The sequence below is a fragment of the Rhizobium sp. P2_G9 genome, assembly GCF_056403475.1.
In genome coordinates this window covers 15,919-31,532 of the sequence record NZ_JBFUFK010000065.1, presented here as the reverse complement: position 1 = coordinate 31,532, position 15,614 = coordinate 15,919, and the positions used below count along the sequence as shown (strand labels likewise).

Annotated in this window: 17 protein-coding genes and 1 pseudogene; 11 read left to right on the top strand and 7 right to left on the bottom strand. The window is 60.4% G+C overall.

Translation table 11 applies throughout. The features are described from left to right. Positions 1–690, top strand: a 690-nt coding sequence (locus AC1DYF_RS35785) for a YsnF/AvaK domain-containing protein (protein WP_477883068.1), incomplete at its 5' end; no start/stop codon positions are given. Positions 691–769: 79 nt separating this feature from the next. Here AC1DYF_RS35785 and AC1DYF_RS35780 read toward each other — a convergent pair. Together AC1DYF_RS35780 and AC1DYF_RS35775 are read right to left on the bottom strand one after the other, a co-directional pair. Then, a pseudogene (locus tag AC1DYF_RS35780) lies at positions 770–2,553 on the bottom strand (IS1634 family transposase). Positions 2,554–2,732: 179 nt separating this feature from the next. Next, entirely contained in the window at positions 2,733–3,200 is a 468-nt protein-coding gene (locus tag AC1DYF_RS35775) for a hemerythrin domain-containing protein (protein ID WP_477883066.1), read from the bottom strand. 184 nt (positions 3,201–3,384) lie between these two features. Here AC1DYF_RS35775 and AC1DYF_RS35770 point away from each other — a divergent pair, with 184 nt between their 5' ends. Together AC1DYF_RS35770 and AC1DYF_RS35765 are read left to right on the top strand one after the other, a co-directional pair. Further along, a complete protein-coding gene (locus AC1DYF_RS35770; protein ID WP_477883065.1) occupies positions 3,385–3,789 on the top strand; it encodes a DUF2934 domain-containing protein in 405 nt (134 codons plus the stop codon). Between the two features lie 27 nt (positions 3,790–3,816). Then, positions 3,817–4,674, top strand: coding sequence for an SDR family oxidoreductase (locus AC1DYF_RS35765; RefSeq protein ID WP_477883063.1), 858 nt, complete (start codon positions 3,817–3,819; stop codon positions 4,672–4,674). A 181-nt stretch (positions 4,675–4,855) separates the two neighbouring features. On the opposite strand, the gene AC1DYF_RS35760 is transcribed toward AC1DYF_RS35765, so the two are convergent. Together AC1DYF_RS35760 and AC1DYF_RS35755 are read right to left on the bottom strand one after the other, a co-directional pair. Continuing rightward, on the bottom strand, positions 4,856–5,170 hold the full coding sequence (locus tag AC1DYF_RS35760; protein WP_477883061.1) for a plasmid stabilization protein: 315 nt from the start codon (positions 5,168–5,170) through the stop codon (positions 4,856–4,858). Positions 5,171–5,236: 66 nt separating this feature from the next. After that, on the bottom strand, positions 5,237–5,440 hold the full coding sequence (locus tag AC1DYF_RS35755) for a hypothetical protein (RefSeq protein WP_477883059.1): 204 nt from the start codon (positions 5,438–5,440) through the stop codon (positions 5,237–5,239). A 96-nt stretch (positions 5,441–5,536) separates the two neighbouring features. On the opposite strand from AC1DYF_RS35755, the gene AC1DYF_RS35750 reads away from it, so the two are divergent. The 4 genes from AC1DYF_RS35750 to AC1DYF_RS35735 all read left to right on the top strand — a co-directional run bounded on the left by AC1DYF_RS35750 (position 5,537) and on the right by AC1DYF_RS35735 (position 6,584). After that, complete coding sequence (locus AC1DYF_RS35750) at positions 5,537–5,722, top strand: alpha/beta fold hydrolase (RefSeq protein ID WP_477883058.1); 186 nt, start codon at positions 5,537–5,539, stop codon at positions 5,720–5,722. Between the two features lie 15 nt (positions 5,723–5,737). Then, a complete protein-coding gene (locus AC1DYF_RS35745; RefSeq protein ID WP_477883056.1) occupies positions 5,738–5,893 on the top strand; it encodes a S1/P1 nuclease in 156 nt (51 codons plus the stop codon). A 211-nt stretch (positions 5,894–6,104) separates the two neighbouring features. Beyond that, positions 6,105–6,323, top strand: a complete 219-nt coding sequence (locus AC1DYF_RS35740; RefSeq protein WP_477883054.1) for a hypothetical protein — start codon at positions 6,105–6,107, stop codon at positions 6,321–6,323. Between the two features lie 57 nt (positions 6,324–6,380). After that, a complete protein-coding gene (locus tag AC1DYF_RS35735; RefSeq protein ID WP_477883052.1) occupies positions 6,381–6,584 on the top strand; it encodes a hypothetical protein in 204 nt (67 codons plus the stop codon). A 119-nt stretch (positions 6,585–6,703) separates the two neighbouring features. Here the strand turns inward: AC1DYF_RS35735 and AC1DYF_RS35730 are convergent, their stop codons facing one another. From AC1DYF_RS35730 to ku (AC1DYF_RS35720), 3 genes are all read right to left on the bottom strand, one after another. Continuing rightward, the gene (locus AC1DYF_RS35730; protein WP_477883050.1) at positions 6,704–6,970 is read right to left on the bottom strand and encodes a hypothetical protein; all 267 of its coding nucleotides are present in this window, start codon (positions 6,968–6,970) and stop codon (positions 6,704–6,706) included. A 542-nt stretch (positions 6,971–7,512) separates the two neighbouring features. Next, entirely contained in the window at positions 7,513–8,313 is an 801-nt protein-coding gene (gene ku, locus AC1DYF_RS35725) for a non-homologous end joining protein Ku (RefSeq protein ID WP_477883048.1), read from the bottom strand. Positions 8,314–8,325: 12 nt separating this feature from the next. Next, on the bottom strand, positions 8,326–9,207 hold the full coding sequence (gene ku / locus AC1DYF_RS35720; protein WP_477883046.1) for a non-homologous end joining protein Ku: 882 nt from the start codon (positions 9,205–9,207) through the stop codon (positions 8,326–8,328). 325 nt (positions 9,208–9,532) lie between these two features. On the opposite strand from ku (AC1DYF_RS35720), the gene AC1DYF_RS35715 reads away from it, so the two are divergent. From AC1DYF_RS35715 to AC1DYF_RS35700, 4 genes are all read left to right on the top strand, one after another. Then, positions 9,533–10,294: an ImuA family protein gene (locus tag AC1DYF_RS35715; protein WP_477883044.1), complete on the top strand. Its 762-nt coding sequence runs from the start codon at positions 9,533–9,535 to the stop codon at positions 10,292–10,294. Then, positions 10,209–11,726, top strand: a complete 1,518-nt coding sequence (locus AC1DYF_RS35710; RefSeq protein WP_477883042.1) for a Y-family DNA polymerase — start codon at positions 10,209–10,211, stop codon at positions 11,724–11,726. The genes AC1DYF_RS35715 and AC1DYF_RS35710 overlap by 86 nt, the downstream gene beginning before the upstream one ends. Continuing rightward, entirely contained in the window at positions 11,723–14,986 is a 3,264-nt protein-coding gene (locus tag AC1DYF_RS35705) for an error-prone DNA polymerase (RefSeq protein ID WP_477883040.1), read from the top strand. Before AC1DYF_RS35710 ends, AC1DYF_RS35705 begins: the two co-directional genes overlap by 4 nt. Before the next feature lie 431 nt (positions 14,987–15,417). Beyond that, positions 15,418–15,612 (top strand): hypothetical protein, encoded by a 195-nt coding sequence (locus AC1DYF_RS35700; protein ID WP_477883038.1) that lies wholly within the window; start codon positions 15,418–15,420, stop codon positions 15,610–15,612. Positions 15,613–15,614: the final 2 nt, after the last annotated feature.

Here is a 15,614-nt window from a genome sequence, read left to right as displayed (position 1 = left end):
GACGAGGACCGCGCGGTCTACGCCGAGGGCCTGCGCCGCGGCGGCTATCTTGTAACGGTGGACGCCGTCACGGAAGCCCAGCATGACAAGGCCGTCGACATCCTCGACGACGACGGCACGGTCGATGTTGACGAGTGGGCCGATTCCTGGCGCGCCGAAGGCTGGACCGCGGACAAATACACCGCCGACTCGACCAGCGCGCCGCTTTCTACGTCCGCCAAGCAGGCGGCCCGGATGACTGAAGACGCGTTCGCTTCGGATCGTTCGGGTGACGGAAACGTCATTCCGGTCGTCGAAGAACAGCTTCGCGTCGGCAAGCGTGACGTTAACTCAGGCAACGTTCGCGTTCGCTCCTATGTCGTCGAGACGCCTGTCAGCGAGACCGTTACCYTGCGCGATGAAAACGTGGCGGTAGAGCGTCGCAGYGTCGACCGTCCACTGACCGATGCGGACGCCGCTTTCCAGGACCGGACGATCGAGGCCGAGGAACATCGCGAGGAAGCGGTCGTCTYGAAGGACGCGCGCGTCAAGGAAGAAGTRRTCCTGAAGAAGACCGAAGGCCAGCGCACCGAGACCGTCGATGACAGCGTCCGGCACACGAAGGTTGAGGTTGAGGACAACCGTGGTGGCCAGATGCAGAATTCGCAGGGCCAGCGCCAGGCTGGTCAGACGCAAGACTGGAAGAAATGAGTTSGCGACCTCCTAGCCCATCTTTCCCGGTTCGCGAAAAAAGTGAGTAGAATCAATGTTCATCCCCCGAAAGTCTCCACTACAGGGTGGTTGCTGGGTGGCGGATTATCTGTGGGGTTGATGCGGTGATGCGCGGCGGCGGCTGAGGCGGCAATTCAAGTTTGAGCTGGCTGAGCAAGAGTTTCTGGTCTGCATCGGGCTCGGTGTGCCGGGTCAGGATCAGGGTGCGGCCGTCGGTTGTCGGAAAGTGAACATCGAGCATCTGGATGGTTGCCATCTTATCGAGGACTGCGCGCGGGGTCAGGCCGGGCGCGAGCGGCTTGAGACGGGCGCGCAGCGTGACGTGTAGGCAATAGGCCATGAATGCGACGAAGATGTGCGCCTCGATGCGCTGTTCGCATTGATGATAGATCGGCCGCAATTGCAGATCATCCTTGAGGTTCTTGAAGGCAGCTTCGATCTCGGTGAGTTGGATATAAAACTGCCATAGGTCGGCGGGATCGCGGCCATTGAGGTTGGTGCGCAGCAGATAGCGTCCCTCGCGCCGGCGCGCCTTGCGCAGCTTGCTGCGATTGAGCTTGAATGTGAAGGCGATACCGCTGTCGGGGATATCGATATCGAGCAGCCGCCATGCCGCGGGCGCGTTGGCGCGTGCGGCGCCAAGGCGCATCAGCAGCTCCTTGCGCGTCAGCGTCATGGCGGCGATTTGCGTCAGGCGCATGCAGAGCCATCGCAGCCTTGCGCTGACGCATGGCACGTTCTTTGTGAATGCGCGCATGGCTCTGGGCGAAGACATAGGTCTCTTGCTCTTGCGCCAGAAGCTTGACGTCGACACCCTGGCGCACAGTCTTCCAGGGCTTGTCCAGCAGTGCTTGCTCCAGCTTGGTGAGCCGCCCCTTGGGCGTGCCGACCAGATAATAGACCGGCGGATCGGCCTGGCGCATCTCGGCCAGCACGGCTTCGGTGGGAATGCCGCGATCCATCACCCAGATGCGCTCGGCTTTGCCGTATTGCGCTTCGATCTTCTGCAAGAAACTGTGCAATGTCGTCGCGTCGGCGGTGTTGCCGGGGAGCACCTCGTAGGCGAGCGGAAAGCCATCGGGCGTCACGACCAGCGCGATGGTGACTTGAACGCAATCGGAGCGCTTGTCGCGGCTATAGCCATAGCGGCGCTTATCGTGCTCATCGTCGGGCGGCGGCGATTCAAAATAAGTGCTGGTCAGATCATAGAGCAGCACGTCAAAGCGCGCGCCAAACAGATCCTGCCAGCGTTGCCGCAATCCCGAAAACAGGTCTTGCTTGTGGGGCAGGATCTTGTCCAGGCAACCATAGAGACCGTTCTTCGCCACCAACGCAAAGTCTGCTCCGAGCAGATCCGCCATCGCGCTTTGCTCGAACCATTGCCGATGCAACCGCCACTCGCTGCCAGGATCAGATCAGGCGATAACACACCAGCGTCTGCAGGATCTTCTGCCAGTCTCGTCCCTTCCGGGAGGTGGGCAGACGAGGTGACCAGAACACATCGAGCTGCAACTCCTCATAGAGATGACTTGCCAGCCAACAGGCGCCCCATTGCCGCGGCCGATGCAACTGCATTGCATCGAGCCGCACTTGCACGCCATAGCCTGCCGCGCCTTGTGGAAGCGTCCTGTCGGCGGGAAATAACGAAAGCTGTCTGTAACGCTGGGCATCCTCGTCAAAAGCCTCGATCGCACGGCTCCAGTCAGCGAGTTGACTATCATTGATCTCGCCGAGATAAAGCACCTGTCGCTGCACCACCTTGCCGCCGGCACAGCGCCGGTTCTCGACGATGTTCCAGTAGCGGTGTTGCTTGCCGTCTTTGAAGCGTCGGTTCTCGCGCAAAACATAATGCGCGACAATCTATCTGCGTCGCCGCAACGCGAAAAGGCAGTAGGTCTACACTACAGCCCGTTCGCGCAAGCAGGCCTTTGATTCAATTCGGTTTTTTGCTCTGAAATAGCCGAAAATCGCTCAAATCAGCCGCGAATCGTGAAAGATGGGCTAGGGTTGGTGAACTGATATCAWGAAGCAAGGCGGCGGGGAGCATCGRRACTCTCGGCCGCCGACTTCGTGGACGCGAAGAGCGCCCTGCAGATCGCTTCCTCGAACTGCACGTTGCGTCGCAACGCGCGCACGAAGAGAGGCAGGCATATGCCAAGGTCCCGCCCAGCGCTGCCGTCGTCTTGGMTCGTCGCATCCATGATCAACGTCGCGATCCGAAGAGCTTCGTCACGATCCTCGCGATGATGGGCGCRGAATGTCGAGAGCACGCTCGTCACTTGCGACGACATCRTGACKAGASCCGGGAACAGCKTGGYYKCCTCGTAGGYGTGAGCTGAAGAYAACGTYATGTGGAGCAGCCGTAYCGCCTYCTCGCACTCGGACAGCTCCAATCGGGGCAAGCGAGCCGCGAATTCGTCGAGAAAATCGCAYAGGCGATGCAGGTCTCTCWGGTGGCGTGTCCATTGCGCGACGTACYCGGCGATCATCAGGTGCTCCGAYAGGCAAAACACGATCCTGCGGCACAAAGCCTTCGCAGACCTTGCGATGGTCGACGAGTGCGCCACGACGARACGGCGGAACGAAGATGTCGGACAAGGGTTCGGTTCAGGAGAACCGTCGGAGCGCCCTGGGCATTCCATTCGGTGGACGAGAAGCAACCAGGAGAAAAACATGGACGACGATGAGCGCATCCGCGATCGGGCCTACGCGATTTGGGAGGAAGAAGGGCGGCCGCATGGACAACATGAATCGCATTGGCATCGTGCGCTGGCCGAGCTGGGGCTGGCCAGTGCGACCGAACAGGAGCCGGGGGCGACTGTCGATCCGCAATTCGCCGTGTCCATCTCCGGGATCGATCCCGCGGCCACCGAGGCTTCGACGCTCGTGAAGCGGTATCTGGCCCTTGGCGGTGTACGGAAGGCAGCAGCCGACGACAACCAGATTTCGACGCGGGTGTGGGAGAACGAGCCGCCCGATGCTGCCGATTACTGGGAGCGCAACGTCGCTTCTCTTCCGGACGTGCGGCGCAAGGAARTGGAATCCCTRCTTCCTTCGATCAGYGGAGACACTCGATAATTCRGCGATGACACGCGAGGAACGACCATGACTAAATATCCCAAACCGCCATTTCCCGAGCAACAGCAGCCGATGCCGGGCGAGACGAAGAAGATGGACCCGGTGCCCGATCACGGGGAGAAGTCCTACARAGGCTCCGGTCGCCTCAWGGACATGAAGGCGATCATCACCGGAGCTGACAGCGGCATCGGCCGGGCGGTCGCACTCGCCTACGCCCGCGAGAGCGCGGATGTCCTGATTTCCTATCTCGACGAGCATGAGGATGCCAACGAGACCAAGCGTCTCGTCGAAGAAGCAGGTCGCAAAGCCGTACTCGTACCGGGCGATCTCAAGGAGGCTGCCCATTGCCGCGACGTCGTCGCCAAGGCGGTCGCCGAGTTCGGCCGGATCGACATCCTCGTCAACAACGCCGCCCATCAGGCGACTTTTCAAGAACTCGAAGACATCGACGACGACGAGTGGGAGCTGACCTTCAAGGTCAACATCCACGCGATGTTCTTCCTGGTGAAGGCCGCCGTGCCGCACATGAAGGCGGGGGCTTCGATCATCAACACCGCGTCGATCAATTCCGATGCCCCCAATCCGACGCTGCTCGCCTATGCCACGACCAAGGGGGCGATTGCAAACTTTACGGCGGGGTTGGCGCAAATGCTTGCGAAAAAGGAAATTCGCGTGAACTCGGTTGCCCCCGGACCGATCTGGACGCCGCTCATTCCCGCGACCATGCCTGCTGACACGGTCAGCAAATTCGGCAGCAACTACCCGATGAAGCGCCCCGGCCAACCCGCCGAGCTGGCCACGGCCTACGTGATGCTTGCGGACCCATTGTCCAGTTACGTATCGGGCGCTGTCATCGCAGTCACGGGCGGCAAGCCGATCCTCTGAGGTTCAGCGCTGTCCGAGGAATTGGAAGAACTCGGCGCGGTGGATCGGACCCATGCGCAGCTCATCACTGAGAAACACGATCCCGCGACGCCCCATCGCGCTGCATCTTCCATCGAACGGCTGTCACCGGCACCTGTCTTGCTATGAGGGACACCGAGGGAGCTTGGAGCCGTTGGTCTGATCAGTGAGACGCGTGGTGTTCGTTGCGTTTGCGGGGTTCGGCAGCCTTCTTCGCCGAAGCCGAACGTTCGGGCTTGGGCCGGTTGGCCGAAGCTTCCCCGCCGAGATGACCGCCCTTCCGTGAGGGTGCATGATTTTCTGACTTGCCGCGGCCGGAGCCGGATTTCTTGCCGCCATGCGTCTCGGCGTTGACGGTCGCCCAGGCGCGGCGCTCRGCTTCCTTCTCGGACACGCCACGATCCTCGTAGCCCTCCTCGATAYGTTCGGCCTGGCGCTTCTGCTTGTCGGTATAGGATGATTTGTCACCGCGGGGCATGRGATTTCTCCTAATGCAATTTTCCACGATTCGAACWGTGAAAGCGGGCCGTGYGGCCCGTAAGGTTCATTTGTCGCCGCGCGTCTTCATCGCGTCGGAGACGTTGCGTTTACGCGGGTCCTGCAAGTTTTCGCCAGCGGCATCCCGGTCGACATTCGGATCGTCCTYGGCGGGCATGTAACCACGCGGGGTGTTTGCCTGGGGTCCTTCCCACCGGGGCGACTGCTCCGTGGTACCTGGTGCGCCGTCCTTTGGAGTGTTTAGAGCCATAATGATCTCCTTCCTTCGTCTGTTCCAGGGAAACCGCCGATCGCGCCCCTTGTTCCCGGCAGGCCACGCTGGGGGGCGCATCGGAACCCTCAAGGTGTGCAAAAATTCGACCGTTCTCGGCATCACGATTTTCGGAACCTTCGGCAAGTCGCCGAACGGCTCGCGCCGTCCTATCAGGTGATCTGCCCCGACCTTCCCGGATTCGGAAAATCCTCCCGGCCGACACCGCGGACCATGCGGAGTCTTCGAAACGTGCCAAGGCGCGGGCCATGGTTGAACTGATGGCAGCTCTGGGACATGGCCGCCGGGATTTCGAACGGCGCTACGCTGGACGACGCCTATTACAACAAGGCACTCCCGGTGGTCGACGAGCAGTTAGGGAGGGCGGGATTGCGGTTAGCGGCGGTGTTGAATAGATGGCTGGGGACCGCTCCGGCCTGCGCTTTGCCTTGATGACCGCGGCGCGGTCATGTCTCAAGATTAGCTCGCGTGCCAAAAGATCTCGTTGCGTCACGCTTATTTCCAATCTCTGAAAAGCCAAATTCAGTCCTCGGTTTATTCTCAGCCGCGTTCTCAACACATAGTGGATACGGTCTACTTTAAGCCTAATTGAACCTCTGTGAGTAAGCTGCATTATATATGCAGTTGCTTATGGAGAAGCGTAATGTTTGGAACCGAGTATATTTGCGTCGCCAGCTTGACTCCTGGAATTCCTGATATCGCCTCGCTGGAAGCTAAGCTGCTGGAGATAGGTTTACATAGAGAAGCTTTCAGCATTTCGACGTCTCCCGGCGGGAGCATACTCGTCAAGTTCTGGGAGCCCGATCGTCCTGAAGCTGTCCGGCTTCTTGCTAAACTGGATGATTTGTCCACTTTACAGTAAGAATAGGCAAGGCGGCTATACTTTAGGCGTTGCAGTTTCCTCGAAGGAAGTGACACCATGGCCATAAGCGCTGTAGAACCCGCCGCCGTACTTGTGCAGGCGCTGGACGAGCATATCTTGAAGGTGATGATGCATCTGCAGGAACGCGGGTGGGGCACCGCGGAAATCCTTGACGCACTCGAATGCGTTTGCAGCCGCCAGCGCCAGGCATATGAAGAAGACCCTGATCCTGCAGATGATCCCCGAAGTGAGGAGGCATGAAGCGGGCCACGGCGGTAAAGTGAACCAGCCTCGCGAGAGCAAGCCGGTACGTCTCAACCACGGTGAGCGCCGCCACGAAGTCGCTATCGACGCGCCGACGCCCTTCTCTGATGATGGGATCACAAGCTCGGCTGAGAAACCTCCCGCGCCGACGCGGTCGCGCCGAAAAGCTCGAAGTACGATACAGCAAGCGACGCCCAAAAGGCGACTGGAGCGAACATCAGCTCTGTAAATATGTCTAAAGGCGGCATTGAGGCATTAGATACCGGCTGCGCCCGTGCATCCATAGGCGGGGTGTCACGCATGGGCTCGGGCGGGGTGATGATTTCTGTCGGCGTCAGGACGGCGGTCGGTATGGGCTGTCCGATGGTTGGTTCGTTTTCCATGTCGACTCCTTTGTTCATGGCTGAAAGGAACGGTTCCAAAGTGGGGACGTTCCCGCTGCTTGCCGCACTGCGGCATAAACTTTTCGGTGCGGGGCTGAAATGGCTAACAACGTCGAGGCTCAGGGTAGCTGTCGATAGAAGTTCGACGGCTTCAGCGGATGTAGTGTTCGGCATCGGTGGGAATTGACGCGGCCTTGAAAAACAAGCGCGGCTGAACGCGATTAGAATCCGTCCGGCAGTCGCCTTCCGACTCCAAAATATATCGTAATATAGCAAAGAAAATCCGGCTTGCCACGTGCCGTGGCTTGCCGGGTAAACGCCTCGATGATCGTAAACTGCCGATGTTCTACTTCGAGTCCGCCGCGTTATGCAGACATGAATCTGATTTGCCCGAGCTTGGCAACAGCAATTCCAGTATATGCAAGATTGTTGGACGATTTAGCATGGCATAGGATCGAGCCATGTTCGTCAAGCGGGTAGAGGGGGATGCGATCGAATACCTTCAAGTTGCAAGTTGGTGGATGGCGAGTGGCCCACGTCCGCTACCCCGCCTTCCGTTCCCTCTCGATGCTCTTCCGCAGCGCATCCATGATATTGACGACCTTGTTCGGAGGCGGTGGCTCCGCCTCCTTCTTCTTGGCGCTCCGTTTGGGCTGCAAAGCTTTCTTTTTCTCGGAGATCAATTGCAGAAGCCGCTCCTGAACGGGGTCTGTGACCATGTCCGGGGTCCACGTGTTCTTCTGCGCCTTGATCAGCTGCGCCACCAACGGGGCGAGGGCAGGGTCGGCGTCTCCTTCGGGAACCGCAGCGTAATACTCCTTGTCGTCGCGGACCTCGTCCCCGAAGCGCAGGGTCCACAGCACCAGTCCCTTGTCTCTTGGTTCGATGATGCAGGCACGTTCGCGGCGGCCAATGACCAGGCGTGACACCCCGACCATACCGCTTCGGCGCATCGCATCACGAATGACCGCGAACGCCTCTTCGCCCACCGGGTCGGAGGGCGTGACATAGTAGGGGGTATCCATCCATATCCAGCCGATTGAGTCTGCGGGCACGAACTTATCGATATCGACGGTGCGCGCGCTCTCCAGCGCAATGTTGTCAAGCTCGTCGTCCTCCAGGAGAACGTATTCGTTTTCGCCGCGCTCGTAGCCCTTGACCTCGTCGTCTTCGTCGACTGGTTGCTCGGTCACCGCATCGACATAGCGGCTGGCAATGCGGTTTCCAGTCACCTTGTTGACAGTATGAAAGCGTACCTTCTCGCTTTCCGACGTCGCGGGGGACAATTCTATCGGACAAGTAACCAACGACAGTTTGAGATATCCTCGCCAATAGGGTCGCATTGTCGGGCCTCCTTAGCTCGCCTTGCGACGGGTGGTCTCGGTGGAGGACGTCGCCTTTCCAGCTGGCTTGGTACGCCGAGGTCCCGCGTTTGCGTTGGCTGCCGTCCTTGACCTCTTCGATGGAGCGGCGACGCCCGCGCTCTGGCGAAGCGCTTCGAGTAGATCGCTGGGCCGGGAGGCGACCGGAGCCTTGCGCTTCGGCACGCTCTTACCCTCGATTTTCGCCCTGACGAGTTCGGCCAAGGCCGATTCATAGCGATCGTGGAACTCACGCGGATCGAACGTACCCGATTTCGTCGTTATGATGTGTTGCGCCAAGTCGAGCATCTCGCCCTGGATCGTCAGATCGGGCACGGCCGCAAAAGCGGCCTTCGCCGATCTGACCTCGTAGTCATAGTTGAGCGTCGTCGCGATAAGACCTCGGTCATGTGCCCTGATGAGCAATGTCCTCGCCCTTCGGAACAGCACCGCCTTGGCGATCGCTGCCGCTTTCGCCGCCTTCAATCCGTCACGGATCGCCATATAGGCGTCGAGTGCCGTACGGTCGGAAGGAGCCAGGAAGTAAGGCTTGTCGAAATAAACGTCGTCAATGCTCGTACAGTCGATGAATGCCTCGACTTTCAGCGTCTTTTCCCCCGCCGGCACTGCCGAGGCGACCTCTTCCGGCGTCAGCGTGATGAACCGCCCATCGTCGATCTCGTAACCCTTGATCTGATCTTCCTTCGGAACCGGCCTTCCGGTTTCGAGGTCTACATATTCGCGCTTGACGCGGTTTCCCGTGGACCGGTTGATCGTCGAAAACGCGATGCGCTCGGACGTCGAGACGGCGGTGTAGAGGGCGACCGGGCATGCGACGCCGCCGAAACTGAGGAAGCCCTTCCATTGTGCCCGCATTTTGCCAACTCCGTCGCTGCCGACTCTCAACTCATCCGAGTCAAGCGAATCACTTCGCGAATCGTTCCGATTCGAAAAACGAATCTTTTTCAGTGCCTTAGCCAGCGCGTTAGCACTACCATCGCGATTCCCCACAAGTTTTTGATTCGGCTTCGAATCCATGGCACGAAAGCCATTACGATTGGAGCGCGCTCAGACGACGTGGGATTTTATTCCTGCTTATCGCTCTTGACTCTCTAATGTTTAGGGAACAGAACACGAACAAAGACACTCCTACGCCGACATGACGTCGACCCCCACACGAACCCAGGAGGTCCCGTGAACGATGGTGCACGCCCGTACATCCCGCATCGTGGAGAGCCTCCGCGAGCAGATCGCTCGGCTCGAGGGCGCAGGAGCACGGCCGGCGGCGGCGTTGCCATTCGGTGTGAGCGGGATTGACGACAGGTTGCCCGGCGGTGGACTTGCATACGGGGCGATCCATGAAGTCGCCGGCGGAGGTGCGGGGACCGTCGATGGCGCGGCCGCGGCGCTCTTCGCCGCCGGGATCGCTGCGCGGACGAAAGGCAAGGTGTTGTGGTGTCTTTCAAGGCCGGACCTCTTCGCCCCGGCCGTAGCGCAGGCGGGACTGCACCCGGAGAGGGTGATCTATTGCGAGGCAGGCCGCGAAGAGGACGTGCTCGCGTCCTTCGAAGAGGGCCTTCGGCACGGAGGCCTCGGCGTGGTCGTCGCCGAAATTGTCCGGTTGCCGATGCCCGTGTCGCGGCGTCTGCACCTTGCCGCGGAAAAGGCTGGCTCAATGGGCATCGCTTTGCGACGCTGGCGTCGGCAGAACGAAGCTTCCGATTACGGGCAACCGACGGCGTCAACGACACGGTGGCGCGTCAGCGTCCTGCCCTCCGAGCCATTGCCAGCGCCGGGTGTGGGGCGACCGCGCTGGTTAGTCGAATTGTTGAGAGTGCGCGCGGGCGAAAGTTGCGAATTCCGCGTCGGAGCATGCGATGGCAAGGGTCGTCTCGATCTATTTTCCGAATCTCTCGATCGACAGGATCAGGCGCGTCATGTCACCGGACGTGCTTCCCGCTGACCGCCCCGTCGTGGTGATCGAGAGAATAGGGTCACGACGCCTCGTCCGCGCCGCAGACGGCATCGCGCGTGCTTTGGGCGTGAGGCCGGGAATGGCGGCGAGCAAGGCGCAAGCATTGGCGGCGAATGTCGTGATGATAGACGACGACCCGGAGGAAGACAGACTTAGCCTCGATCGCCTGGCGCTTTGGCTGCTCAGGAATTACACTCCGATCGTCACGACCGACGGGATCGACGGTTTGGTGATGGACACCGAGGGTGCCGATCATCTCCGCGGCGGTGAACACCTCATGCTGTCGGAGATCGTCAATCGCCTGCGTGGCCGAGGATTGTCGGCAAGGGCCGCCGTCTCGGACACCTGGGGCGCTTCCCACGCGATCGCTCGCGCATCGTCGGAAGAGACGACGGTAGTGCCCTCGGGGTGTGTAAAAGACGCCGTGGTTCGCCTGTCAGTCGCCTCCCTTCGGCTCGATCAGCAGACGGTCAACACGCTGCGCGTTCTTGGAATAGACACAGTCGCGGAACTGGCGGCGCTGCCGCGGGCAAATTTGGCTCTGCGCTTCGGTCCGGAACCCGGCAGGCGATTGGACCAGATGTTCGGCCGAACGGCGGAGCCGATCGAGCCCATTCGGCCGCCTGAGATCGTGGAAGTGCACCATTCATTCGCGGAACCGATCGGAGCGGCAGAGACGATCGCCAAGTATGTCCGTCGCCTCGTTCGGCAGCTATGCCTTGTCCTCGAGACGAAGGCCCTCGGCGTCAAACGCGCCGATCTGCTTGCGACGCGTGTCGACAACAGCGTGCAATCGCTCAGGATCGGCACGGCCAGGCCAGTCCGTGACCAGCCGTGGCTCATTAAACTGCTGTGCGACCGCATAGAACGCATCGATCCAGGGTTTGGGATCGAACGATTGAGCCTTGCTGCTATCGTTGCGGAGCCACTATGGGAGACACAAGAAGCCACCGATCTCATCGATGAGTCGCAGCCGGAAATCGGTCCCCTGGTTGACGTCCTGGGCAACCGCGGCCAGCGCCTCTACCGCCTCGCTCCATTTCCAAGCGATGTTCCCGAGCGGTCGGTTCAGGTCCTGCCGCCGCTCGCCGAGGAAACGGGAGCAGACTGGCCAATCGGATGGCCGAGACCCGCGCGATTGCTGGCGAAGCCGGAAGAGATCGAGGTCTTGGCGTTGCTTCCGGACCATCCGCCGGTCGCGATAACCTGGCGCGGAAAGCGCAGGCACGTTCGCGTCGCTGACGGCCCGGAGCGCATCTTCGGAGAGTGGTGGCGACGCGACCGCGAATACGACGCTGTCCGCGACTACTACATCGTTGAAGACGACAGAGGCGAGCGGCTCTGGATTTTCCGCTCCGGCGACGGCGTCGACGGCGCGACCGGGTCCCGTAAATGGTTCGTACACGGGATATTCGGATGAGATACGCCGAACTCCAGGTCACGACGCACTTCTCGTTCCTGAGGGGTGCCAGCTCCGCCGAGGAACTGTTCGCGACGGCGGCAGCCCTCCGCATCGATGCCCTCGGCGTAGTCGATCGCAACAGCCTTGCTGGCATCGTCCGCGCATGGGAGGCGGCGAAGACGACGGGCGTGCGGCTGGTCGTCGGCTGCAGGCTGGACCTGGCGGACGGCTTCTCACTTCTTGTCTACCCGACTGATCGGCCAGCCTATTCACGGCTCTGCCGACTTCTTTCGCTTGGGAAGGGACGCGGCGGCAAGGGGAACTGCATTCTGGGACTGGACGACGTCGCACTCTATCAGGAGGGCCTGATCGGAGTCTTCGTCCCGGAGGAGGCGGATGAGGAATGCGTCGTAAGGCTTCGGAAGGTCGCCCGGCTGTTCGGAAACAGGTGCTATCTTGCGCTCACATTGCGACGTCGCCCAAACGACCGGGTCCGCCTTCATCATCTTTCGAAAATGGCAAACAGCCTGGCCGTGAAGACCGTCGTGACAAACGATGTCCTTTTCCATGATCCAGGGCGTCGCCAGCTTCAGGATGTTGTGACCTGCATCCGCAACGGATGCACGATCGACAACCTGGGTTTCAGGCGCGAACGCCATGCCGACCGATATTTGAAGACCCCGGAAGAGATGTGGCGTCTGTTCAACGCTTATCCAGAGGCCCTTGAGCGGACGCGCGAGGTCGTTGATCGGTGCCGCTTCGACATGGGCGAACTGGAATACCAATACCCCGAAGAAGCCATCGTACCGGGCCTGACTGCGCAGCAGTCGCTGGAGCGGTTCACCTGGCAGGGCGTTGCCACGAGATATCCGGAAGGGCTGCCCGCCCATGTCGAAAAGACGATCCGCCACGAGTTGTCGTTGATCGAGACAATGAAATACGCCCCGTACTTCCTGACGGTGTTTTCGATCGTCAGGTTCGCCCGCTCGCGGGGCATCCTGTGCCAAGGCCGGGGATCGGCGGCAAACTCCGCCGTTTGCTATGTGCTCGGCATCACCTCGATTGACCCCGAGACCAATGATCTCCTTTTCGAGCGTTTCGTCAGCCAGGAGCGGAATGAGCCGCCTGACATAGACGTGGACTTCGAGCATGAGCGGCGCGAGGAGGTCATCCAATGGATTTATGACACCTATGGCCGCCACAGGGCAGCGCTTTGCTCGGCAGTCGCAAGGTACCGAGCCAAGGGCGCGCTGCGTGACGTCGGCAAAGCTCTGGGCCTGCCCGAGGACATGATCCGCCAGCTATCGGCTGGTGTCTGGGGTTGGAGCAAGGAGGGCATCACAGAGGCTCAGGTCAAGGAAGCGAACCTGACGCTGGCCGATCGACGTCTTCGATTGACCCTGGAACTCGCCCAGCAGTTGCTCGGTGCGCCGCGGCATTTGAGCCAGCATCCCGGTGGATTCGTCCTGACCCAGGACCGGTTAGATGACCTGGTCCCGATCGAACCGGCCGCGATGAGGGACCGCCAGGTCGTCGAATGGGACAAGGATGACGTCGACGCCCTGAAATTCATGAAGATGGACGTGCTCGCCTTGGGAATGCTGACATGCATGGCGAAGTCTTTCGACCTGCTCCGGCAGCACAAGGACGTCGATCTCGACCTGGCCAAAATCGAGCAGGAAGACCCGCCGACCTACCAAATGATCAGACGGGCTGACACCTTGGGCACCTTTCAGATCGAGAGCCGGGCGCAGATGTCGATGTTGCCGCGGCTGGCCCCGAGGACGTTCTACGACCTCGTCATTCAAGTAGCGATCGTACGTCCCGGTCCGATCCAGGGTGACATGGTCCATCCCTATTTACGCCGGCGGCAGGGCCTCGAGGCGGTCGACTACCCGACGCCGGAACTCAAGGCGGTACTTGGCAAGACCTTGGGGGTGCCGCTGTTTCAGGAGTCGGCGATGAAGGTTGCCATGGTCTGCGCCGGCTTCACGGCAGGCCAGGCGGATCAACTGCGGCGGAGCATGGCGACTTTCAAGTTCACCGGCGGCGTCAGCAAATTCAAGACTCCGCTCATCGAAGGGATGGTCAACAAGGGCTACAGCCGCGAATTCGCCGAGAAGACGTTTTCGCAGTTGGAAGGATTTGGGTCGTATGGTTTCCCCGAGAGCCACGCTGCGTCATTCGCGCTCATCGCCTATGCCTCGGCCTACATCAAATGCCATTTCCCGGATGTCTTTTGCGCCGCCTTGCTCAATTCTCAACCCATGGGTTTTTACGCTCCGGCGCAGATCGTTCGCGACGCCCGCGAGCACGGTGTCGAAGTGCGTCCGGTCTGCGTCAACCGCTCGCGATGGGACTGCACGCTTGAGCCAATCGCGAACTCCACGCGGCACGCGGTCCGCCTCGGATTCTCACGCGTCGCCGGACTGGCAGAAATGGACGCCGCGAGGATCGCGGTCGCTCGCGGGGAGGAGCCGTTTGCGTCCGTCGATGACGTCTGGCGACGTTCGGGTGTGCCCGCGGCGAGTTTGGTCAGGCTCGCGGAAGCGGACGCGTTCCGGCCGTCGCTCGGGCTACAGCGCCGCGAAGCGCTCTGGGCGATCAAAGCTTTGCGCGACGAACCGCTCGAACTCTGGACGGCCGCCGCCGAACGCGAGCGCAAAACAGTTCAGGAACTCGACGAGCCGGACGTAACCTTGAAAGCGATGACAGCCGGCAGCGAGGTCGTACAAGACTATAGCCACACTGGTCTCACGCTGCGCGACCACCCGATTTCCTTCCTTCGCCGAGACCTTTCGGCACGAAACATAGTGACATGCCGGGAGGCCATGTCGTCGCGCGACGGACGGTGGTTGATGGCCGCAGGACTCGTGTTGGTCCGGCAGCGGCCCGGCTCCGCGAAGGGCGTCCTGTTCATCACGATCGAGGATGAAACCGGAGTGGCCAACATCGTCGTTTGGCCGAAGGTATTCGAGCGACGCCGGAGCATCGTTCTCTCCGCGCCCTTGCTTGCGATCAATGGCAGAATTCAGCGTGAGGGTCAGGTGGTCCATCTGGTTGCGCAACAGATTTTCGACCTGTCTTCGGATTTGAGCAGTCTCTCCGGACGCGACGCCGAATTCAGGTTGCCGCACGGCAGGGGCGACGAGTTCCACAACGGCAGTCCGGCGCTCGACCCTCGCGATAAACCGAAACCGACGATGCAGGCGCGGGACATATTGGTGCCGGATTTGCACATCGACTCCCTGCGCATCAAAAGCCGCAATTTTCAGTGATTCTTTTCTAACTTGCGCCGCCAATTCGAGCGATCCGATTCACATTTCGCTTTCAAGTTGATGCGATAAATCGCGCCACTCAAACAGGGATATCGATCTCGAATGCGTTCCTCCTTCGCAGCATTCAGCTTGCCGTGGTTCGCCATTGGCTTTCTTGCGCTGTGTTTCTGGTGGCGTTGGTGGTTATTGGGCCCTGTCGCAAAGTTTTCCTGTTAACGCCACTTTGGTGATTTGGCGATGAAAAGACGCTGCGATTTGTTGGAGTGCTGCAGTATGGCGCAGTGCCCGCGCGGCAAAGGATACGGGAACACTGGAGGAGCAGCTCGACGAAGGCCTGGAATCGTCCTTCCCGGCGAGCGATCCCGTTTCCGCCGCTTCCAGCACGATCCCGGGCAGAGGACCTGCCGGACCGAAGACCGACGGTTGAGCCTGTGGGAAAGCGTGATGACGGCCCTGTCAACATACCGGAACTTCGCGATCTCATCGACGTGAAGGTGATGGAAATCATCAAAGGCGCAAAGCATGGCGATTGGGGGCGGGAGGAAGTGCTCCTCGCGATTGAAGATTGCCTTGCTTATCGCTGGCCAAAACGGAGTGATCTTGCCGCAGATATCTCAGATATCTGAAA